Below are 22,409 nucleotides of genomic sequence, written 5' to 3'. Positions count from 1 at the left end.
TTGTTAAATAAAAATTTAATGTTTTTAACAATGTTAATTTAACACATGTTTTTTAACCTGTCAAAACCTTGTTTGTCCGCTTAGGTTTTGACATTTCGCCATGATTCGTTAAGATTAAGAACATAAAGAAATGACTTAATCAATTTAATCTTCAAGAGGAAAAGAGGGACAGTATGGATGAGAATCCAGAATTTGCAGCTATAGAACAAGCAAGGGATCTTGTCATTGATTCCATTGCTGAGACGATGGATCTGTACGGAATTACCCGGAGTGTCGGGATTTTATACGGAACAATGTATATGAGGGATGAAATGACGCTTGATGAAATGCGTGAGGAACTGCAGATGAGCAAACCGAGTATGAGCACAGGCGTCAAAAAGCTGCAGGATTTAAATGTGGTCAAAAAAACCTTTCACCGCGGCACGCGGAAGCATACATTTGTAGCGGAAAAGGATTTCTTTACGTTTTTCACGAATTTCTTCCCGCCGAAATGGGATCGGGAAGTTCAGGTGAATTTGTCCGCCATCGTACAGGCCCAGGCGGATTTGCAGGCCGTTTTGCTGGCAGAGGAAGGCAGCGCGGAATTACAGGAAGAAGCGCGGCAGTTATATGATCAGCTTGAAAGCTCGAAGGCCTATTATCATTGGCTGAAGCGGCTCGCCGATTCAGTCCGGAGCGGAGAGATTTTTAACTTTATTCCGATAGAAACAGACGAAAAAACGCCTGAATCGTAATCAGGCGTTTTTTCTTCGTCATTTTTCGACACGATTTGATCATTTTCGAGGAAATATAGGAACATAACCCCATTTACTTCCATTAAAATTGATGGTAAATTTTTATAGGTACGGTCGTTCTTTTTTAAGAACGATCGGCAAATTTTTTTAAGGGGGATTTTGATATGAAACAAAAGTTTTTCTCAACTGTCATGGCAAGTTTATTCGGCTTGGCTTTACTGCTTTCTCTGCCGACAGCGTCATTCGCCGCTGAATCAGGTTCAACCGTTCACGAGCCGGAAATGTCCACAAAGGCGACCGCTACTTTATTTGCAAAATACACAGGTGCCAGCCAGCAGGAATGGTCATTTTCTGATATCGAATTGACGTACCGCCCGAACACGATCCTAAGCCTAGGCGTTATGGAATTTACCCTTCCTAGCGGATTTGCGGCTACAACAAAAGATACAATCAACGGACACGCTTTGCGTGAAAGACAGATTCTGAATAACGGCAAAACAGTCAGACTTCCGTTAAACATTGATTTGCTCGGCGCAGCGGAATTTAAGCTTTCTCTTAATAATAAAACATTGCCTGCTGCAGGTACATATAAGTTCCGTGCAGAAAATAAATCATTAAGCATCGGCTCTAAATTCTATGCTGAGGACACAATTGTTGTTCAAAAACGCAGCACACCGCCGACACAGCCTTGCAACTGCAAATAATTGCGAAAAACGGACCGGCACAAGCTCCGCTTGTCAGCCGGTCTTTTTTTGTGCCGTTTTATCTTCCGGCTCTCACATTGACAAACCTTTGAAACAGGAGTACATTCTTGTTTGTTGTATTTGGAGTGACGAAAACAGTTTCTTAAGGAGTTATGAGGATTGGGAAAAATCAAAAATAAACAATTTGCCGTCATCGGACTCGGCCGTTTCGGCGGAAGCATCTGCAAAGAGCTTTTTAAAATGGGGCATGAGGTGCTGGCCGTCGATATCAGCGAAGAGCGGGTCAACGCATACTCCTCTTATGCCACTCATGCCGTGCGGGCAAATGCGACGGAAGAAAGCGAACTTCAATCGCTCGGCATCAGAAATTTTGAATATGTCATCGTGGCAATCGGCGCCAACATTCAGGCAAGCACGCTGACGACGCTGTTATTGAAAGAACTGAACATCCCTAACATTTGGGTGAAGGCGCAAAATTATTATCATCACAAAGTGCTTGAGAAAATCGGCGCTGATCGTATTATTCATCCGGAAAAGGATATGGGCGTAAGGATTGCGCAAAGCCTTTCGGATGAAAACGTCTTAAATTATATTGATCTGTCAGATGAATACAGCATAGTAGAACTGTCAGCCACGAAAAAACTCCATTTAAAAACCATTCTTGACCTCGGCGTCCGTGCCAGATTCGGCTGCACCATTCTCGCCGTGAAACATAATGGAGACATTCAGCTGTCCCCTTCTCCGGAGTCTGTCATCCATGAATGTGACTGCCTTGTGCTGATGGGGCATAAACGTGATATTAAAAGGTTTGAAACAGAGGGAATGTAAAAAAAGCCGGCTGCGGCCGGCTTTTGTGATGCTTATGTTTCTTCATTTAACTGGACGGCGGTTTGGTCAACCCAGCCGATCAGCTTGTCTTTCACCTGAAATTGATACCAGACAGATCCGCCGTTTTGCTTCTCAGAGACAACTTTAATATGCTGGCCGGTAAACTTTTGCGCCGATGCCAGTTTAATAGAATGCTGCTCTTTCGACGGCTTGGACCAAATGTCTTCCATGGCGTAGTCTTTGATGGCGCCTTTCTTATCAACTGCTTTAAGAGAGGCATTGATTTTGTCAAATTCATTCAGGTTATAGGTTTCTATGACATCTTTAATTTTTTCCGCATAGTCGGGATCTGTGGCATAGCCGGATTTTTGAAGGGCTGCCGCAGCTGATTTATAATCGTCCGCTTCTATGACGGGTTTATACTTCTTTTTATTCCAAGACGTTCCTTTGACAAATAATTTGGCGTGGTCATCCATGGATTCAAAAAACGTGTTGTACTTACGAAATTTTGCCCGAATCGTTTTTCGTTTCCCTTTTTCAAATTCATCTGTTTTCATCGTGACGTGTTTTCCTTTATAATCACCTTTTACACCGAACAGGTTGCGCGCTTTTCCCGCAAGCTCACTGTTCCCCCAATCCGATTCGAGAATGGCCTGTGCAAGGGTGATGCTCGGAAGGACATGATATTTCTCATATAAAATCTGAGCATGCCCGGAAAGGCTGTCAATAAAGACCTGCTGCCCGTCCACCTCTTCAGGCGGTTTTTCTTCCGTCGCTATGAATTTCGAAAACACCATTGATACCAGAAATAATCCGAATATAAGAGATACAGCAAAAAGGCATCCAAGCACCCTTTTGGTCTTTGCTTTCTTTTTCATATCAACCTTCCTTTAATTCCGGAATCACTAGATTTATAATTTTACTGGTCATTGATGAAAATTTCAATAAAATAGGGAAAAAGACGGAGAAAGAACATGTATGCAAAAAAAAAAACCCTCAAAGAGGAGTCTTTTTTTTTATGCCATGCTCAGCTGAGGACCGAACAATTCAAATTGAACGGATTCAGAGTTAAACCCGAGTGCAAGAATCATATCTTTCATTTGCGTCATAAACGGTGCTGAACCGCACAAGTAAAATTCAGCATCTTGATTCAGATGAAGCTGCTCTAAAAAGCTTTGATCAATCCGGCCGCTGTAAAAAGGCTTGTCTCCTAAGCGGTCTTGTTCTGACGGTTCACTGTATACATAAATGACGTTAATATTCGGATTGCCTGCCGCAGCTTGCTCAACTTCTTTGCGGAACGCGGCGTACTCTCCGTTTTTCGCGGCATGAATAAAAGTAATGGAACGCTCCGGCTGTTTTTCGGCGGCTGTTTTCAGCATGCTCATCATCGGCGTGATTCCGGAACCGGCACTGAGAAGGACAGCCGGTTTTTCGGCGGAAGACAGTTTGAAATCCCCGGCGGGTGCGCTGACTTCAAGTTTATCTCCTTCTTGAACTTCATTGTGGAGATGAGAAGAAACCGCCCCGTCCTTTTTCACGGAAATTCGATATTCGCCTTTTCGGGCAGCATCAGAAAGGCTGTATTGGCGAATGTGCGTATAAGGAGAATCTGCAATCCGCACTTTAATGCTGATATATTGCCCCGCTTCAAATTCAGGAAGCGCAGAGCCGTCGCTCGGTTTGATATAAAATGATGTGATGTCTTTGCTTTCTTCGGTTTTCTTTATCACCGTAAATTCTTTATATCCCTGCCATCCGGCCGCATTGTACATATCTTTTTCAATGCCGATGAAAGCCTCTGCAATGACGCCGTAAGCTTTTTCCCAAGCCTCCATAATGTCAGGAGTTGCGGCATCCTGCAGCACATCCTTGATCGCCAGAAGCAAATATTTTCCGACAATCGGATAATGCTCCGGCTTTACCCCGATGCTAGTATGTTTATGGCCGATCTGTCTGACTGCCGGAATGATTTGTTCTAATTGATCAATATTCGCCGCAGCCGCAATGACTGCATTTGCCAATGCTGCGCGCTGCGTCTGTTTCTTTTGGTTCGTTTGGTTAAACATATTTAACAGTTCGGGATGATCTTGAAACATCAGGTTATAAAAGCGTCCTGTGATGTTTTCTCCATGTGTTTTCAATACGGGTACTGTGCTTTTGATGATGTCTATTGTTCTCTCATCCAGCATGTTAATCCTCAACCCTTCTAAAGATGTATTTATAATATATCTTTATAGTAAGAGATATTTCGAATAAAAGATATATCTTAAATGAATCTTTAGAAAAGTCGTCACAATATTGTGGTCAGTTTGGAATCATTGGTTTTTATTCCCTTTTTCACCTATTGGAACCGGGACACATATTCTAGAAATTATACGTTTACACATGAAAGCAGGGGATTGTATGGTTTCTTATATGGATTACACGTCTCCGAATACACAGTTCACATATGATGTGAATGAGAGCCGTTTTTTCACTAAAGATCATCGGAACTTTATCAATGTATTGGGGATTAAACAATTAAACACGCTTGAAAATATTTCATTATTGGATATCTTTTTGAGCAAGACAAATGTGATTGAACCGCATACCCATCAAAATGCCGCTGAATTGGTGTACTGTATTTCGGGTTCCGCAACCGTGTCGATGCTGAATCCGTTCACCCAGAAAATACGTAATTACCCGATTACCCCCGGGCAAGTGGCGAATATTCCGCAGGGGTGGTGGCATTATGAGATCGCGACTTCAGATAATACCCATCTTTTGGCCATATTTGACGCCCATACGCCTGAAGTGATTTACGGGTCGGATATTCTCCGCCTCACACCGCCCGAGATCATGGCGCATACGTACTGTCTGAATGAACAGGAATGGGAAAAAGCTGTTTCACCGATCTGCAAATCAACTGTGATAGGTCCCGATAAATACTGCGGGCAGTCTGAAAATACGGGTATTCACGATATGAATAAACCTTATCAGCCAAATACGCATTATCCGAATGATCCGTATCGGCATTATGATCCGCCGTTATATTGGGGGTATTAAACGGAGAGCAGGAGCGGCATTAAAAAAAGCCCCTCATGAAAGAGGGGCTCTTAATCATTACGGTCCGGTTCCGCAGCTTACTTTGTACTCACCTTCGGGCAATTTTTTCGAATAACATAAGTGCGGCGTCTGTCCGGTTTCATCTTTCCAATCGAACCAATTTACATCATAAAGGTTCCCGGCCTCATTGCTGTTTTCTTCTTTTCGAAGAATCGCAAAGTAGCTTTGATACGGATAGCCTTTTTTATAAATGTCATGCCTGATGGCTCCTTTTTCTGAAGCAGACGTGAAGACGACAGGAGAAAGAGCGGGGAGCGCTGTTAAAAGAAGTGCCACTGCCGCTGAAAGAGTTAGTAGAAGATAGATTTTCTTTTTCATTTTCCTCTTTTTCCTTTCATTTAGTTGTTAAAAATGAAGCAGAACACAGAGGCTGCTGCAGAGGATTAAAAACTTATAAAGGTATGGAGCCAAGGGGCTCGCACCCCTGATCTCTACGCTGCCAGTGTGGAAATGATAGGGGTTGCTGACGAATCTTTCTGATAAAAAATCTTCTGTTTGGCGAAAAATGAACAAGTTGGTCCCCAAATAGGATTGTAAATGAAAGTTAATTCCCCACTAGACCTGCCATCAAAACGCCCATCACAATCAATAATAATAGTAAAAGTAAACAAAGTGCCAGGATAACAAAAGAAATATTCTTTGCGATTCCTTTAGGCGATTTGATTGCCAGAATACTCCCCGCGACAATTCCTAGCATTCCAAGCGCCCAATGAATATGAGGCAGAAAGCACAATGTGAATAAAAGGATGATAAGCGACACGATCCAAAAATACTTTCTCATTTCTCTCCTTTCTATTTTCCCTCCATTAAATTGATAAATTGAAAAGAAAATTGAACTTATAAATATTGAGTGCCATATTTTTTAAATATTAGCATAGATTTATCGTTCGAGCTGATGGCGACCGATACATACGCAAAGTTATCTGCGCAGTTCATTACGGGACCACCTACGGAAGGATTTCGTGTGAGGGACTTAAAGGGGGATACATGGCTTATTGTATTTGATTCTTTTTTATCCGTTGAGACTTATGAAGTTGGGGGATGATCAAATGACTGATTTTGAACGAAAAGTTATTATATCGCTTTGGGAAAAATCCCTCCATGGAACAATTGAAAAGAAAAACCAGGTGGATGTTTTGAATACGTTATAATGAAGAAACTAAAAAAGCCTTTTCCGAAGAAAAGGCTTTTTACGTTCAAGTTTGAAAACGATCAGAAGCTACTTTGATTGTATCCTGTGCTTGTTTTTCTACCGAGTTCATACCCAACCCACATACTAAAGTCAATGTCAGCCCAGGACGATGAAGATGCTCTTTTTAAAATTCATACAGGCACTCTCCTTCTTAGGTTTGATTACGATCAGATGAAACTTGATATGATCCATCAAATGAAACAGCCGAGGCCGTTAGACCGACCCCTGACATTAAAACGACAGCCGATACAATGATAAATACGCCTTTTCTAAAATTCATACAGGCATCCCCCCCTCTGAATTTGTTTTTGCGTTTGAATCATTTTTTGATGATAAACATAAGATTTGTCATATTGTTTTGACTCTGCATAAACAGCAGCCGTATCAAGAGCAATATCTTCCACATACGAATAGTTTTTATTTTTCTCAAGGTAATCAATTGTTTTTTTGATTCGCATTTGGTCTATTGCATTAATATATAAAGCATCCAAATATTTTTGCAGAGATTCAAACAGCTTATCCCCGTGATGTATCGCTGATGAAAGTCCCTTTTTGCTGATTTGAATCGCCTCATTTGTTTTCCCTTGTTTAAATAGAAGCTTTGCGTATGTAAACAAGGAATGCGGGAGGTTACCCAATTTATACTTTTCAGATATCTCCGCTGCTTTTTTTAAGTAGATTTCAGCTTTACTGTATTCTTCTAGGTCTCCGTAATTCTTTCCTATGTTGTAATAAGCAGAACTGAGCAGCCTTTCATTATTATTTAGTTGTTTCGACAACTCTAAAGCTTTTTCTAAATGCGGCAAACTTTTTTCAAAGCGTTTAAAGTCAACATAATTCCCCGATATGACGAATAGACATTGAATTTTCCGGACTTTATACAACTCATACTGATCGTAAATATCGAGCGCTTGCTTTACGTGATGCATGGAGACGTGGCTTTGTTTCATACCGTAATATGCTTCAGCCAATTTAAAATGAAACTCCGCTCTCTCAATTTCATCATGCACATGAACAAGTTGTTTTTCAGCCTCTCTATAAAAACCGATCGCCTTTACATACTGCTTTTGATCAAATTCATACATGCCGCGGAAAAATAAAGAGTAATAGCATAGCAGTCCGGAAATTCCTTTATTTGATGCTTCGATTTTTTCCAGCAGCTCGTCAATTGTCGGTCTCACGCGGGTAGTCACCGGTTCTAAATAATCCAGCATGAGCTGATGGCGGAATTTCATGAGGGTGTAGTAAATCAGTAGATACTCGTCTTCTTCCATCTCATTTATTTCTTGCTCCACTTCCGCTTTCAAAATTTCCGCATCCGGAACACTGAACTGACGTATCATTTTGTACCATTCATTAATTTTAACGCCTACCTCCGATGATGGTAAAACAGAACTCACAAGGCCACTCCTCCTTTTATATAATATTCTAACATTTCCAAATTATGTTTGGATAAAAAAACCGCAATTTGTTTACGGTCTGCCATATTACTTATTTTCACATAACTGTTGGAATCGTCCATTCCGTTTGCGATAATAAAACTAATGTATGGGGAATATAATTGGGAGGATTAAGGATGTGTCATTTTAAAATGAGCATTACTTGATCACTCAAATGATTTAAGCTCTATGAAAGTGTGTACTTTGAAATAGGTTTATAAGTAGACTCTCTACAAGTCTACTTTATTTTTTCTCATAAATAAACGAGGTGAAAATCAATGGATGGTATAGAATTTTTAGAAAATATGACACGACTCGGAGTAATCATTTTGGTCTTCTCCGGCTATGCTGTTTACTGGAAGTTAGGTAAAACAAAAAGAGAGCGAGGGCTTACAAAATTTGAAGCTTGTCTTAGGTTCTCTGTGATGTTCGGTATATTAGCTTGGGGGTTTTCGACTCTTGCTTTTAGTTTATGGTCATAATCCTTTTTGTCAATATTCGACTTATCCTGTCTAAACAGATTAAAACCAGATAAATGTACCCTAATTCGGAAAACCACCTAGACTCTCCTTATAGAAGCCGGTGAAAATATGAACGCCATTCGAAATGCGCCGGTCATGCAAGCCGAAGACATGTAACCGAAAAACTTGAAAATGAGACAGCTCAATATTTTGAACCATTCAATCTTAATTTGAAGGCGAGGCTTTTTTGGGGCTGTTGGCTCTGTTCCTGACAAATAAAAAAACCCTTGTAGAATAAGGGTTTAAAGGTATGGAGCCAAGGGGGCTCGAACCCCTGACCTCTACGCTGCCAGCGTAGCGCTCTCCCAGCTGAGCTATGGCCCCGTGCGGTAACGTCATGTTTTATTATAGACGAGTTCCCTTCGAATTTCAAGCCGAAAATTCAGTTTGCTTACATTTTTCTGAGACGTTTTTCAAACATAGAAAAGACCCTCCGGGGGCCTCTTCGTTTATCGCACGAGCATGATTAAAATGATGCCGAGGATGACACGGTAAATGGCGAACGGGACAAGCTTAATCCGATTAATAAGCCGAAGAAAAAATTTGACGACTAAGAGAGCGACGACAAAGGCGCAGATAAAACCGACAAGAAAAAACGGAATCATGTCAGGAGAAAGACTGCTCCAGTATTTCACCAGCTTCAGAAGGCTTGCACCCGCCATAATCGGAATGGCCATGATAAATGTAAAGTCTGCGGCTGCCCGGTGATTCAAGCCTAGAATGACACCTCCGGCAATCGTTGAGCCTGATCGGGAAAAGCCGGGCCACAAGGCGAGACATTGGAATAAACCGACACAGAAAGCCTGTTTGTAGGTGATTCTGTCTACCGTATTGATCGTATCTTTTCTTTTATTGATCCAGTCCGCAATCAGCATAAGCACGGCTCCGGCAATCAGTCCGTAAGCGACCGTTCTGACGGAGAATAGATAGCGGTCAATGAAATCCTCAAATAAAAAGCCGAGCACTGCGGCCGGAACAAGACCGACAGCGATTTGCGCGATAGTCAGCCTGTATCCTTTCTGCTGGTCGCGCGTCTCGTTTTTTTTGATGCCGAGTAAATTTAATATCCGATCCTTAAACACAATGGCCACCGCCAGGATCGAACCGAGCTGGATCACCACTTTGAAGGAATTGGCGGCTTCAGGATTCATCAGGCTTCCGGATTTCAGCCAGATGTCATCCGCTATGATCATATGTCCCGTGGAAGAAACCGGCGCGTATTCCGTCAGCCCTTCCACGATTCCCAAAACGGCTGCTGTGAACATCTCCCATAGTGTCATCCTATTCTTCCCTTCATTTATCATTTACAAAAGAGAAGCTCTCCTCTGAAGGAAAGCCTGTCTTATAATAAATATCATGTCGGTTCCGATTTTATGACTTCGATACTTCATCATTTTTTTCTTCTTCATATAAATGCGAGCGCATTTTGAACCAATCAAACAGATGGGTCGTGACCACTTTGATGACCGCGTAGCCCGGGATGGCTAAAATAATGCCGACAACCCCGAACAGCTTTCCGGCGGTTAAAAGAACAAAAATGATAGTAATCGGGTGAATGTGAAGATTTTTCCCCATGATCTGCGGAGAAATTAATTTTCCTTCCACGAGCTGGACAACGGTCCATACAATCGCAAGCTTCAGCAGCATAAGAGGCGAAGTGACCAAAGCGATAATAATCGCCGGCGTGATGGCAATGGTCGGCCCTAAATACGGAACAACGCTCGTACAAGCGGCAATGACCGCAAGCAGTGACGCATAATCAAGTCCGATAATCAAATAGCCGATAAATAATAAAAACCCGATGCAGAAGCTGACGATGACCTGTCCTCTAATATAGGAGCTTAATCTGTGGTTCATTTCGCTCAGCATCGTATACGTTTGTTCTTTCAGACGGGTGGGCACAAATTTCAAGATATAGATTGGCAGTTTTTTGCCGTCCTTCAGCAAATAGAACAGAATAAACGGCACGGTTACAATCGAAATAATCACTTCCGTCAGCGCACCGATAAAATTCCCGACTCCGGTAAATGTGCTGTTTGCAATTGTCGCCGCCTGCGCCGATACTTTATTGGCAAGATCGGAAATGTTGATATTCATCGTCTTTTGCGCCTGATTTACAAAATCGCTTCCGATCAGGCTTTTCGTCTGATCTTCAACAATGTCCACATATTTCGGCAGATTGTCGATCAAACTCATGATCTGTTCCTTTAAAAACGGAATAATAGAAACGATCGTAATCGTAATCAGCCCTATAATAACGAGGTAAAGGAGCAGGATGGAATAGACTCTTTTCACCCTTATTTTTTCCAATATATCTACGATCGGATTAAGCAGATAATAAACAATTCCTGTCAAAATAACGGGGAGCGCAATCGTTTTGAGCAGGACGATAATGGGTGTGAAAATAAAAGATGTCTTCATAAAGACAAGGATATTGAGACCGATGAGCAGCAATACAAGTAAAAACAAGACAAATTTATTGTCTAAGAAAAACTGTTTAAATCTGCCGCCCCATGTTTGCAATGTTTCCACTATTGTTCCTCCATCATATGTATTTTACTTAAATTGTACACTATCGTTCCTGTAATGAAAAATAATAACCGGTCTCTATGGGAATTTTTCCTATACTTTTGGCGGACAGTCTTTTTTCCATTTATGTTTCTTTGAAAAAAAGCTATAATGTAAGCCAATACATAGAAGGAGCGATAGCAATGATTCGATTTGCAACAGTCGGAACGAATTGGATTACAGAACGATTTCTGGAGGCGGCTTCTGCTATTGATGATTTTCAATTAACGGCGGTTTATTCCAGAACTGAGGAACGCGCGGCGGAATTTGCCGGCAAGCACGGCGCAGCTCATTATTTCACCAGCCTGAGAGAAATGGCGGAAAGCGAAGCCTATGACGCGGTGTATCTCGCCAGCCCGAATGCATTTCACAAAGAGCAGGCGATCCTTTTTATGGAACACGGCAAGCATGTGCTGTGCGAAAAACCGTTTGCGTCTAACGCAAGGGAAACGGAAGACATGATTCACGCAGCCAAATCAAACGGCGTTCTCTTGATGGAAGCCATGAAAACGACGTTTTTGCCGAACTTCAGCATGCTTCAACACCACTTACATAAAATCGGACCGATCAGGAGATTCACGGCAAGCTACTGCCAATATTCATCACGATATGATGCATATAAAAACGGAACGGTGCTTAATGCGTTTAAGCCTGAATTATCGAACGGTTCGTTAATGGACATCGGCGTATACTGCATTTATCCGGCCGTCGTCCTGTTCGGCAAACCGAAAAACGTCATTGCGACTGGTCACAAACTAGCATCCGGCGTTGACGGCGAGGGCACGGTTATTTTGTCATACGACGGGTTTGAAGCGGTACTGATGCATTCAAAAATTTCAAATTCGTTTGCCCCTGCGGAAATACAGGGTGAAGACGGCACAATCGTGCTGGACAGCATTCACGGGCCGGAGCGGGCGGAAATCCGCTATCGTGACGGACGGATGGAGGACATTTCCGTTCCTGATCTGAAACCGGCGATGTATTATGAAACGGCTGAATTCATCAGCCTTCTTCGGAACGGACAGCAGGAGTCTTCCGAAAATACCTTTGAACGCTCTTTCATTACGGCAAGCATTATGGAAGAAGCGAGAAAACAAATCGGAATTGTCTTTCCCGCCGATCAAAACTAAAACATCCGCCCGGGTTTCGGGCGGATGTTTTTTATTTGGACGCTAACAAGTCAGCGAACGCTTTTGCATACTGCGGAAGGTCGGGCGGGCGGCGGCTTGATACAATGTGGCCGTCAGTTACGACGGCTTCATCCAGCCACTGTGCCCCGGCATTTGTCATGTCGTCTTTGATGCCGGGCGTGCTCGTTACTTTTTTTCCTGCGAGAATTCCGGCAGATATGAGCACCCAGCCAGCGTGGCAGATCTGGCCGATCGGCTTTTTCTGCTCGTTCATCGTACGGATGATGTCCAAAACTTCCGGATATCTTCTCAGTTTGTCAGGAGCCCAGCCGCCAGGCACGAGCACGGCATCATACTCCTGAATAATCAGGCTCTTAAAATCGTAATCCGCCGTCGCGGGCACGCCGTATTTTCCTTTGTATGAACGGCCGGCTTCTTCTCCTATTAAATGGACGATCGCGCCTTCCTCCCTCATCCGGTAGACGGGATACCAAAGCTCTAAGTCTTCAAAGTCGTCACTGACAAGCGCTATGACTTTCTTGCCTTCTAATCTCATCACTGCCACTCCCTTCTTTTTTTCAAGTGTATCGCTTTTTTCAGCTGAGGAAAAGAAACAGCTCGTTACAGCTGTTCTTCGCCTTCAGACTGAATCGTAAATTTCCGTGTGACCTGCTGCAGTTCTTCTGCCATGTGCGCAAGCGTTTCAGCAGAGGAACTGATTTCTTCCATGGAAGCCAGCTGCTCTTCGGCTGACGCGGCGATGTCTTGAATGCCGGCGGACCCTTCTTTGGCGACTGAGGTAATGTGCTCCACCGCGTTTGTCACGTTTTGCGACCCGGCCGCAAGCTGCTCAAGCGTTCCGTTCATATGCTGCAAAGCGCCTGAAATCTGAGTCGTCATTTCCGAGATTTTTTTGAAGCTTTCGGCCGTTTGGTCCGTAATATCAAGGCCTTCTTTCACGTCTTGATTCACTGCTTGGAATACAGAAAGCGATGTGGCGATTTCTTTGACGATTTCCTGAATCAGCGTTTCGATTTCCTTGGCGGAGTCGGCTGATTGGACAGCAAGCTTTCTCACTTCTTCCGCAACGACGGAGAAACCGCGCCCGTATTCGCCGGCTCTGGCTGCTTCGATAGCCGCGTTTAGAGCAAGCAGGTTTGTTTGATCGGCAATGCCGTTAATGACATTCAGAATGCTCTTAATGTCGTGCGACTTCGTTTCCAGTCCTTTTACGACGGCTTCCGCCTGCTGTACGGAACGATCAATCGTTTTCATCTGGCCGACCGTTTTCGCCACTAATTTTTCTCCGCTTCCGGCCGTATCAGAAGTTTGAATGGCCGATTCGGTGATTTCCGCCGATACATTCGCCGTCTCGGCAATGCCCGTATTCATTTGGGACAGGTGATCAGCACTTTCTTCCAATTTCTCGCTTTGTGATTCGTTTCCGTTTGAGAATTGTTCAATCGCAAGTGTGATATGCTCGGTCGCCTTGCTTGTCTGACCGGCAGATGCCGTCAGCTCTTCGGATGAAGAAGCGACATGTTCGACGGATGATTGAATGACGCCGATGACAGACCGGAGTGATGCCGACATCTCATTGAAGCTTTGGCTGAGCTGACCGAATTCATTTTTCGACCTGATGTTAATCACTTCGGTTAAATCGCCGTCACTGATTTTAGCTGATGTCGAGACAAGTTTTTTGAGCGGTTTTGAAATCGAGCGAATGATAAAGAAGATTAAAATCCCGCCGACGATAAGAGAAACCGCAAGAATGATCAGCGCCATTTTCATGACAGGCGCGGCTGCGTCATGTATCTCACTGACAAAGAATGTGCCGGCGATTTTCCAGCCCGTCAGTTTATTTGTCGTGAAGGCCATTTTCTTTTGCTGTCCTTCAAACGTGTATTCAAACGATCCGCTTGATTTAGAAAATACTTCTTTCGTCCACTCTCCGGAGCCTTCCGTTCCCGCTTTGATGGTCGGATGGGCGATGTATTTTTTATCTCCCGTTGTAATGAAAGCAAATCCTTTATGACCGATCTGTACGCGTTCGGAAGCGTTCAAAAGGTCGCCCAGTTTAATATCCAGCGCTACAACGCCTGAGCCGTCTTTTGTCTGCTGGGCAATCGTAACGACCGTTTGTCCGGTTGCAGCGTCCTTATAAGGCTCGGTAAACACCGGCTGTCCGCTTTTTTCAACCGCTTTTGTATACCACTCGCGTGTGAGCGGATTGAAATCGGACGGCACGTCAGCGGACGGATATGTCACAAACGCTTTGTCGGCGGACGCGGCATAAATTGATGTGACATCGTCATTTACGGTGACATACTGCTTCATATTTTCAAGCAGGTCGGATTTATTTTTTTTGTTCATTTTGTCCTTTGTGATTAATTCACTGTAATAGTCAAGTCCTTTCAGCTTGCCTTCGAGCATGTTTTCCAGCACGCTGTTCAGTTCGCTGACATTTCCTTGCGCGCTGTGGGTCAGTTCGTTTTCTAATGTACTTCCTGCCGTTTGGTAGCTGAAATAGGCAAGTATGCCGACTGGAAGCACCAATACGGCTAAAAATGCCGCGATAAGCGGCTTGCTGATGGATGGCTGTTTGATCCAATGTATCAGTTGTTTCATTTTTTCAGTCTCCTTCTTTGAAAAGCTAAATCTATTATCGACAGCTAGGACAAAAGATTTATTAAAAAAACTAAAAAAAACACCCAAACAGCACATTTGGGTGTTCTATGGACTATTATTCTATTTTAAATTGTTTCGTCATATCACGTAATTCTTCCGCCATCTGGGATAACGTTTCTGAAGACGAACTGATTTCTTCCATGGAAGCCAGCTGTTCTTCGGCGGATGCCGCGATATCCTGAATGCTGGCTGAACTTTCTTTTGCGATGGACGCGATTTGCTCGGAAGCACCTGAAATCTGCTGCGAACCGGCTGTCAGCTGTTCTACCGTGGCATTCATGTTTTGAATTTCTCCGGCGATCTGGTTCGTCATTTCCGAAATCCGCCTGAAGCTCGTTTCGGTCTGATTCGTAATATCCAGCCCGCTCTCCACCTCTTTGTTGACGGATTGGAACATGCCGAGAGATGTATTGATTTCGTTGACGATTTCTATAATTAAGCTTTCGATTTCTTTCGCTGAATCGGCAGACTGCACCGCAAGTTTTCTCACTTCTTCTGCGACGACGGAGAAGCCCCGGCCGTATTCACCGGCACGCGCGGCTTCAATTGCCGCGTTCAGCGCAAGCAGATTTGTCTGATCGGCGATTCCGTTAATGACACGGAGAATGTTTGTAATGTCTTTTGATTTTGTTTCAAGCCCGCGCACCACTTGTTCAGCTTCTTTCACTGACCGGTCAATGACGTTCATTTGACCGACTGTCTGATGAACGAGCTTTCCGCCTGAATTGGCGACTTCCGCTGATGTGACAGAGGATTCGGTAATGACAGCAGATGCTTTCGCCATATCTTTGAGCCCGCTGTTCATTTGGTAAATATGTTCCGCGGCGCTTTCAATTTTTTCACTCTGGCTTTCATTTCCGTTAGAAAATTGTTCGATTGCCAGTGTGATATGTTCGGTTGCCCTGCTTGTCTGCTCCGCTGAAGCCGTCAGCTCCTCTGAGGAAGACGCGACGTTATTCACGGAATCCTGAATGGCATGGATGAGAGACCTGAGTGAAGCTGCCATATTGTTAAAGCTTTTGCCAAGCTCTCCTAATTCGTCTTTTGACTGAATCTCGATCGTTTCGGTTAAATCGCCTTCACTGATCTGTTTCGATGATGTCACAAGCTGCTTGAGCGGTTTTGTGATTGAACGGATAATCAGCACCATGACGATGGTTCCGATGACAATTGCTAACACCAGAACGAGCAGGGACAGATGAAGGATCGGCAGCGCCGCTTCATGAATTTCGTCCAGATACATCGTTCCGCTGATTTTCCAGCCTGTCAGCTCGTTCGTATCATAAGCCATTTTCTTTTCCTGGCCGTCGTATTTGTACTGAAAATCACCTTTTTTGCTGCCGTACAGCTGTTCAGCCCAATCTCCGTCTAATGCTGTGCCTGACGTGCGGTTCGGGTGGGCGACCACTTTTTTGTCTTTCGTCAGGATGAAAGCATAGCCGGATTTTCCGAGTTTTACTTTCTTTGTCGTTTTCAGAAGTTCTTCGATTTTCATATTGATGGCGACGACCCCTGAGCCGTCTTTCGTCTGCTGGACGATCGTCACGACCATCGTATTGGTGGAAGCCGTGCGGTAAGGATCTGTTACAACAACTTTCCCCTTGTTTTCCACGGCTTTTTTATACCAGTCCCTTTCAAGCGGATTATATCCTTTAGGCATCTGCAGATCGGGATACCGTGTGAAATGGCCTTCCGTGTCACTCGTATAGATGGATTCCACATCTTTATTGATTTTCATATACTCTGTGAATTTATCGGTAATTTGCGATTGGTTTTTCGGCTTGTACCGATCCTTGGTGAGCCAATCGCTGAAATATGCCGTTCCGTCTTCCTTCTGGCTGATGCTGGTATTGATCATATCATTAATCTGCTGCACATTATCTAATGCGCTTCCCATCATCTGCTTGTCAAGCGTGCTTACCGCCGATTGATATGCGATAAAAGCCAGCGTTGAAATCGGCAGAATAAGAATGGCCAAAAAAGAAATGAGCAGTTTTCTTGTAAGCGATCTCTGCTTGATGATTTGCATGATTTTTTTCATCTGCTATATCTCCTCTTACGTGTTTACCCTTCATATCGGCGATTATGGGTAAATATACATATCCAAAAAGAAGAAATATAACAAAACATACTTTTTACCTATTACAAAAGTAGTCTTTTAGACTTAATTAAAAACTTATTTTAAAGCGTTTTGTCAGCTCGCGTAATTCTTCCGCCATTTTTTCCAGCGTGACGGCGGATGAGCTGATCTCTTCCATAGAGGCGAGCTGCTCTTCAGCAGAAGCCGCAATGTCCTGAATGCCGGCCGCGCTTTGTCTGGAGACAGCCGCGATATCCTCTGAAGCGTTCGATACTTCCTGAGATCCGGCGGAGAGCTGTTCTACGGTTGCATTCATATTTTGCAGTTCACCGGCAATCTGATTTGTTTTGACGGAAATGTCCCGGAAGCTTTTTTCCGTTTCGTCCGTCAGCTGAAGTCCGCTTTTCACCTCGTGATTGACGGATTCCAGCATTCCGAGCGATGTATGGATTTCTTTAACGATTTCATGGATTAAGGTTTCGATTTCTTTTGCTGAATCGGCTGATTGGACGGCAAGCTTTCTCACTTCTTCGGCAACGACTGAAAAACCGCGTCCGTATTCTCCCGCTCTTGCCGCTTCAATGGCTGCGTTTAAAGCGAGAAGATTCGTTTGATCGGCTATGCCGTTAATGACGCGCAAAATGCTGGTGATGTCCTGCGATTTGTGCTCAAGCCCTTTTACGACTTGTTCCGCTTTACTTACGGATTGGTCAATGGTGTCCATCTGGCCTGCTGTTTTCTTAACAAGCCGCTCTCCGGCACCGGATATCTCCGCCGATTCAATAGAAGTCTCCGTTACAACGGCTGCCGCTTCCGCCAGATCGCTGAGCCCGTCTTTCATGTCATTCACTTGGGCTGTCGCTTTTTCAATGCTCTCACTTTGGTCTTCCGTGCCATTAGAAAACTGTTCAATCGCAAGGGTGATATGTTCCGTTGCTTTGCTCGTCTGCTCGGCGGAAGCCGTCAGCTCCTCTGAGGAGGAAGCGACATGTTCAACAGAGTCCTGAATTCCCTGAATAAGCGTCCGGAGTGAATCTGTCATATGATTAAAACTTTTACTGAGCACGCCAAGCTCATCTTGAGAGCTGACATCAACGGTTTCCGTCAGATCTCCGCTTCTGATTTTTTCCGCTGACGCTGCGAGACGTTTTAACGGTTTTGTAATAGAGCGGATGACAAAATAAATGAAGACCATTCCTGCGGCAACCGCTATGGCCAAAATGATAATGGCTGTGATCAAAACCGGTCTTGCCGCGTCCTTGATTTCATCAACGGACATGGTTCCGCTGATTTTCCAGCCTGTCGCCTCATTGGTGACATACGCCATTTTTTTCGCTTTTCCGTTCATCGTATATTCAAAATCACCTTTTTCCCCGCTGTATAATGTATCAACCCATTTTCCCGATACCGCCGCGCCGGATTTTTCATTGCTGTAGGCAACGGCTTTTTTATTTTTGCTGAGGATAAAGGCGTATCCTTCTTTTCCGATATTGACTTCTTTTGTCATCGTAATGAGATCGTCGATTTTAATATCAATGGCGACGACCCCTGAGCCGTCCTGAGCCGCACGGGCCATGGTGACGACCATCTTTTTGTTTGAAATGGACTGGTAAGGGTCCGTGATGATGGTTTGGCCTTTATTCTCCATGGCTTCTTGGTACCAGTTTCTCTCAAGCGGATTGAAATCGGCCGGCATATCGGCATGAGGATAACGTGTAAACGTGCCATCCTTGCTGCTTGAAAATACGGCGGCAGCTTTATCATTGCTTTCTATGAACTGCTTGAATCTGTCTTTCATTTCCGTTTGGTTTTTTTCTTTAAATTTTGCGCTTGTCGCCCATTCGCTGAAATATGCTGAGCTTTTTGTAAACGTCCCGATCCGGTCATCAATCATATTGTTTAAGATTTGCACATTCCCTTCGGCGCTTTCCATCATTTGATTTTCAACGGATGAGGCAGCCGAACGATAGGCGCTGGCAGCCAGCACTGCTACCGGAATGATTAAGATCAGTAAAAATGAAATGATGAGTTTTCTGGCTATTGATTTTTTTGCGATGTTTTTTGCTGTTTTTTTCAATTTTGTAAACCTCTTTCAATCATTTACTGTTTATATCGGCAATCTCCCTTTTTATTACATTGAAAATTTAGTAATAAATGAAAAATAGTTCTATATGCTCTTTTTACAAGTAAGACTTTTTATTTAATTTTCTCGATGAAGCCATAAAAAAAGACGCCTTCCATCCGGAAAGCGTCCTTTTTTACTAGTTGATTTTAAATTGTTTTGTTAATTCCCGCAGTTCTTCGGCCATTTGCGCCAAAGTGTCGGCGGATGTGCTGATTTCTTCCATAGATGCAAGCTGTTCTTCTGCGGATGCGGCAATATCCTGAATGCTTGCTGCGCTTTCCCGTGAAACGTCCGCAATATCGGTTACCGCGGCTGAGACGTGCTGAGAGCTGTCTGACAGCTGTTCAACCGTGCCGTTCATGGATTGCAGCTTCTCGGCGATGTCGTTTGTCATGCCGAAGATATTCTGGAAGCTTTCTTTTGTTCGGTCCGTCACCGCAAGTCCTGATTGCACTTCTTCATTAACGGATGTAAACATGTGAAGCGACGTATTAATTTCAGACGTGATTTCCTGAATGAGTTTTTCAATCTCTTTTGCAGAACCGGCGGATTGGACGGCAAGCTTTCTCACTTCTTCCGCTACTACTGAGAAGCCCCGCCCGTATTCACCGGCTCTTGCCGCTTCAATGGCTGCATTTAATGCAAGCAGGTTTGTCTGATCGGCAATGCCGTTGATGACTCTTAAAATATGAGCGATGTCTTTTGATTTGGCCTCAAGGCCTTTTACAACAGCTTCCGCCTGCTGGACGGATTGATTGATGAGATTCATCTGCCCGACGGTTTGCTGCACATATTCTTCCCCGGTGCCGGCAGCTTCTTTCGATTGTTTAGATGCTTCCGTAATGGATGATGATGTGCGGGAAACGGCGGCGAGCCCGTCATTTATATGATTCAGCTTGGCTGAGCTTGAATCGACTTTTTCACTCTGCTCTTCGTTCCCGTTTGAAAACTGCTCAATCGCCATCGTAATATGCTCTGTCGCTTTGCTTGTCTGCGAAGCTGAAGCAGTCAGCTCTTCTGATGACGCAGCCACGTTGTCGACCGAGCTTTGGATCGCGCTGATCAGTCCGCGCAGAGATTCTCCCATTTCATTAAAGCTTGCGCCCAGTTCGCCCAGTTCATCTTTCGAGCGGATCTCAATGGTTTCAGTCAGGTCTCCGCCGCTGATTTGTTTAGACGAGCGGACAAGACGTTTCAGCGGTGATGTGATGGATCTGACAATAAACAGAATTAAAATTCCCCCGATGATAATGGATGCTGCAAGGACGATCATTCCCATCGTCAGCACCGGTTGTGAGGCGTCTTTAATTTCGTTGAGCTCCATACTCCCCTCTATTTTCCACCCGGTCAGTTTATTTGTCGTAAATGCCATTTTTTTATTTTCATCATCAAGCTTGTATGAAATAATCCCGCTGTCTTTGCTGTATACCTCGTTCAGCCACGGGGTTGAGACTTTATCGCCCGGTTTGTGGTCTTTATGCGCGACATAGGTTTTATTTTTAGATGTGATAAACACGAAGCCTTTTTGCCCGATTTTGATTCCCTGCATCTGCTTCAGCAGCTGGTCAATCGTAATATCCATGGCCACTACGCCTGTTCCGTCCTGCATCTGCTTTGCCACGGTGACGACCATGCTGCCGTCGCTTGCCGCGGTGTAAGGATCGGTGACAACGAGCGTGCCGCCGGCCTTTACAGCGTCTTTATACCATGTCCGTGTTCTCGGATCGTAATCAGCCGAAATATTTTCCTTCGGCGCCTGTGTGTAGCTGCCGTCTTCCGTTCCTCCGTAAATACGGGCTACGTCCTTATGAATAGACGTGTATTGCCTGAACTTTTCTTCAAGAGCGGACATATTTTTCTTTGAGAATGATGACCCTTTTAAGGTTTCACTGAAAAATTCAATCGCCTTTGCTTTTGCGCCGATATCATTTGTAATGGTTGTGTTAAAAGATTCGATGTTGTTTTTCGCGTTGCCTGAAATCTGATCATCCAGCGAATTGCTCGCCGTATGGTATGAACTGAATTCTAACACGAGAATCGGTATGATTAAGATCACGATAAATGAAATGATTAATTTACGTGAAATCGATGCCTTTGTGCACCAATTGATGAATTTTTTCATATTAAGCTGCTCCCTCATGTGTGATACCTTATATATCGGCTCAGACTTCACATTTTGTTAACATTTCCTCCTTTTTTATGACTTGATTTTCATTTCCCAAGCTTCCTGCATATCTTATAAAAAAAGATAGGGGGGGCGCGCAGATGATTATCATTTCCGGCCAAGTGCTTCGGCCCCAGGACATTGCGAACTGGCAGACGGAAGAAAGCCTTGTTCCGTATCTAAATGAACTGACCCATTCTCCCGTACAATTTGATTACGGATCGATTGCTGAACTGATGTTTGAAGCCCGGGTGCGGCGCCATATTGTGGAAGCCGCAAGAGAACTGCACGGATCAGGTGCAAAATTTGCAACTTTCGCCAAAACATACGGAAATACGGCTTATTGGAGACTGACGCCGGAAGGAGCCCTGGAGCTGAAGTACAGAATTCCCGCTTCAAAAGCGATTCGGGATATTGTTGAAAACGGGGCGTTTTATGCATTTGAATGCGCGACGGCCATTGTCGTGATTTATTATCTGGCCGTTTTAAAGACAATCGGTGAAGAGCGGTTTGACCGCCTTTTCCGGGATATTACTTTGTATGACTGGCACTATGAGCATCTGCCGATCTACACGGAAACCGGCAGCCACTTTTTAAGGGGAGATTGTTTATATTTTAAAAACCCTGATTTTAATCCTGCAAAGGCCCAGTGGCGGGGAGAAAATGTCATTGTGATGGGGAATGACCAATATTTCGCCCACGGTCTCGGGATTCTGACCGCTGAACAGATTATCCATAAATTGAATTCTTTAAGAAAAAGAGATGCCGTGCAGTCGGCTTATCTGCTTTCTCAGGCGACAAGGCTTGATGCGCCCGCGCTATATCGGATGATGCATTAAAACAATCCCATCGTCTGTCAATGTGACGATGGGATGTGGAATGCTTTTCTTTTTCGGTAAAAAGCCGTCGTGCCGAGCGCTTGGTTTGCCGCCCATTCAAACTTCTCTAAATCATGGCTGGTGACGGCTCTGTCCCGTCTGCTCCATTTAATGGCCCGGACAAAGTAATACCCTTTAATCGGCGCCATGGTGACTTTGGAATGCGGAAAATCTTCAAAGACAAATTCAATATTTCCTCTTTTTTTATAGGACATTTGAAGAATCTTCATCTTCCATCACCTCACAGCAT

19 protein-coding genes and 1 tRNA gene are annotated in these 22,409 nt (G+C 44.1%); 7 read left to right on the top strand and 13 right to left on the bottom strand.

All coding sequences use genetic code 11. The features are described from left to right. Window positions 1–173 precede the first annotated feature (173 nt). The 3 genes from cudC (at window position 174) to ktrA (ending at window position 2,266) form a co-directional block, all read left to right on the top strand. Window positions 174–734 (top strand): choline uptake/conversion transcriptional regulator CudC, encoded by a 561-nt coding sequence (gene cudC / locus Y79_RS0113585; protein ID WP_016938177.1) that lies wholly within the window; start codon window positions 174–176, stop codon window positions 732–734. A gap of 164 nt (window positions 735–898) precedes the next feature. Further along, window positions 899–1,438, top strand: coding sequence for a biofilm surface layer hydrophobin BslA (gene bslA / locus Y79_RS0113580; RefSeq protein ID WP_016938176.1), 540 nt, complete (start codon window positions 899–901; stop codon window positions 1,436–1,438). 159 nt (window positions 1,439–1,597) lie between these two features. After that, on the top strand, window positions 1,598–2,266 hold the full coding sequence (gene ktrA, locus Y79_RS0113575; protein WP_016938175.1) for a potassium uptake protein KtrA: 669 nt from the start codon (window positions 1,598–1,600) through the stop codon (window positions 2,264–2,266). A 32-nt stretch (window positions 2,267–2,298) separates the two neighbouring features. Here the strand turns inward: ktrA and Y79_RS0113570 are convergent, their stop codons facing one another. Both Y79_RS0113570 and hmpA read right to left on the bottom strand, forming a co-directional pair. Then, on the bottom strand, window positions 2,299–3,144 hold the full coding sequence (locus Y79_RS0113570; protein ID WP_016938174.1) for a glucosaminidase domain-containing protein: 846 nt from the start codon (window positions 3,142–3,144) through the stop codon (window positions 2,299–2,301). A 138-nt stretch (window positions 3,145–3,282) separates the two neighbouring features. Next, complete coding sequence (gene hmpA / locus Y79_RS0113565; RefSeq protein ID WP_016938173.1) at window positions 3,283–4,458, bottom strand: NO-inducible flavohemoprotein; 1,176 nt, start codon at window positions 4,456–4,458, stop codon at window positions 3,283–3,285. Between the two features lie 214 nt (window positions 4,459–4,672). Between hmpA and Y79_RS0113560 the strand changes: the two genes are divergently transcribed. Then, a complete protein-coding gene (locus Y79_RS0113560) occupies window positions 4,673–5,314 on the top strand; it encodes a cupin domain-containing protein (RefSeq protein WP_016938172.1) in 642 nt (213 codons plus the stop codon). A gap of 57 nt (window positions 5,315–5,371) precedes the next feature. Here Y79_RS0113560 and Y79_RS0113555 read toward each other — a convergent pair whose 3' ends face one another. Both Y79_RS0113555 and Y79_RS0113535 read right to left on the bottom strand, forming a co-directional pair. Then, window positions 5,372–5,692, bottom strand: a complete 321-nt coding sequence (locus Y79_RS0113555; protein WP_016938171.1) for a hypothetical protein — start codon at window positions 5,690–5,692, stop codon at window positions 5,372–5,374. Window positions 5,693–6,835: 1,143 nt separating this feature from the next. Next, a complete protein-coding gene (locus Y79_RS0113535; protein WP_016938168.1) occupies window positions 6,836–7,966 on the bottom strand; it encodes a Rap family tetratricopeptide repeat protein in 1,131 nt (376 codons plus the stop codon). A 317-nt stretch (window positions 7,967–8,283) separates the two neighbouring features. On the opposite strand from Y79_RS0113535, the gene Y79_RS0113530 reads away from it, so the two are divergent. Beyond that, window positions 8,284–8,487, top strand: a complete 204-nt coding sequence (locus Y79_RS0113530; RefSeq protein WP_016938167.1) for a hypothetical protein — start codon at window positions 8,284–8,286, stop codon at window positions 8,485–8,487. A 290-nt stretch (window positions 8,488–8,777) separates the two neighbouring features. Here the strand turns inward: Y79_RS0113530 and Y79_RS0113525 are convergent. The 3 genes from Y79_RS0113525 to Y79_RS0113515 form a co-directional block, all read right to left on the bottom strand. Continuing rightward, window positions 8,778–8,850 (bottom strand) — tRNA-Ala (locus tag Y79_RS0113525). A gap of 125 nt (window positions 8,851–8,975) precedes the next feature. Next, on the bottom strand, window positions 8,976–9,806 hold the full coding sequence (locus Y79_RS0113520) for an undecaprenyl-diphosphate phosphatase (protein ID WP_029575325.1): 831 nt from the start codon (window positions 9,804–9,806) through the stop codon (window positions 8,976–8,978). Window positions 9,807–9,897: 91 nt separating this feature from the next. After that, window positions 9,898–11,058: an AI-2E family transporter gene (locus tag Y79_RS0113515; protein ID WP_016938165.1), complete on the bottom strand. Its 1,161-nt coding sequence runs from the start codon at window positions 11,056–11,058 to the stop codon at window positions 9,898–9,900. A gap of 179 nt (window positions 11,059–11,237) precedes the next feature. On the opposite strand from Y79_RS0113515, the gene Y79_RS0113510 reads away from it, so the two are divergent. Then, on the top strand, window positions 11,238–12,224 hold the full coding sequence (locus Y79_RS0113510) for a Gfo/Idh/MocA family protein (RefSeq protein WP_016938164.1): 987 nt from the start codon (window positions 11,238–11,240) through the stop codon (window positions 12,222–12,224). 31 nt (window positions 12,225–12,255) lie between these two features. Here Y79_RS0113510 and Y79_RS0113505 read toward each other — a convergent pair whose 3' ends face one another. The 5 genes from Y79_RS0113505 to tlpB (Y79_RS1000000122035) form a co-directional block, all read right to left on the bottom strand. Further along, window positions 12,256–12,780, bottom strand: coding sequence for a type 1 glutamine amidotransferase domain-containing protein (locus Y79_RS0113505; RefSeq protein WP_016938163.1), 525 nt, complete (start codon window positions 12,778–12,780; stop codon window positions 12,256–12,258). A gap of 65 nt (window positions 12,781–12,845) precedes the next feature. Continuing rightward, window positions 12,846–14,852 (bottom strand): methyl-accepting chemotaxis protein, encoded by a 2,007-nt coding sequence (gene tlpB / locus Y79_RS1000000122045; protein ID WP_016938162.1) that lies wholly within the window; start codon window positions 14,850–14,852, stop codon window positions 12,846–12,848. 115 nt (window positions 14,853–14,967) lie between these two features. Beyond that, on the bottom strand, window positions 14,968–16,953 hold the full coding sequence (gene tlpB, locus Y79_RS0113495; RefSeq protein ID WP_016938161.1) for a methyl-accepting chemotaxis protein: 1,986 nt from the start codon (window positions 16,951–16,953) through the stop codon (window positions 14,968–14,970). A 127-nt stretch (window positions 16,954–17,080) separates the two neighbouring features. Further along, window positions 17,081–19,069, bottom strand: coding sequence for a methyl-accepting chemotaxis protein (tlpB, locus tag Y79_RS1000000122040; RefSeq protein ID WP_016938160.1), 1,989 nt, complete (start codon window positions 19,067–19,069; stop codon window positions 17,081–17,083). 184 nt (window positions 19,070–19,253) lie between these two features. Beyond that, window positions 19,254–21,239 (bottom strand): methyl-accepting chemotaxis protein, encoded by a 1,986-nt coding sequence (tlpB, locus tag Y79_RS1000000122035; protein ID WP_029575324.1) that lies wholly within the window; start codon window positions 21,237–21,239, stop codon window positions 19,254–19,256. Window positions 21,240–21,382: 143 nt separating this feature from the next. Between tlpB (Y79_RS1000000122035) and Y79_RS0113480 the strand changes: the two genes are divergently transcribed. Then, the gene (locus Y79_RS0113480; protein ID WP_016938158.1) at window positions 21,383–22,120 is read left to right on the top strand and encodes a protein-glutamine gamma-glutamyltransferase; all 738 of its coding nucleotides are present in this window, start codon (window positions 21,383–21,385) and stop codon (window positions 22,118–22,120) included. Window positions 22,121–22,137: 17 nt separating this feature from the next. Here Y79_RS0113480 and Y79_RS0113475 read toward each other — a convergent pair whose 3' ends face one another. Further along, complete coding sequence (locus Y79_RS0113475) at window positions 22,138–22,389, bottom strand: hypothetical protein (RefSeq protein ID WP_016938157.1); 252 nt, start codon at window positions 22,387–22,389, stop codon at window positions 22,138–22,140. Between the last annotated feature and the right edge of the window lie 20 nt (window positions 22,390–22,409).

This window comes from Bacillus siamensis KCTC 13613 (assembly GCF_000262045.1).
Taxonomy (GTDB): domain Bacteria; phylum Bacillota; class Bacilli; order Bacillales; family Bacillaceae; genus Bacillus; species Bacillus siamensis.
This window is presented reverse-complemented; position numbering and strand designations above follow the sequence as displayed.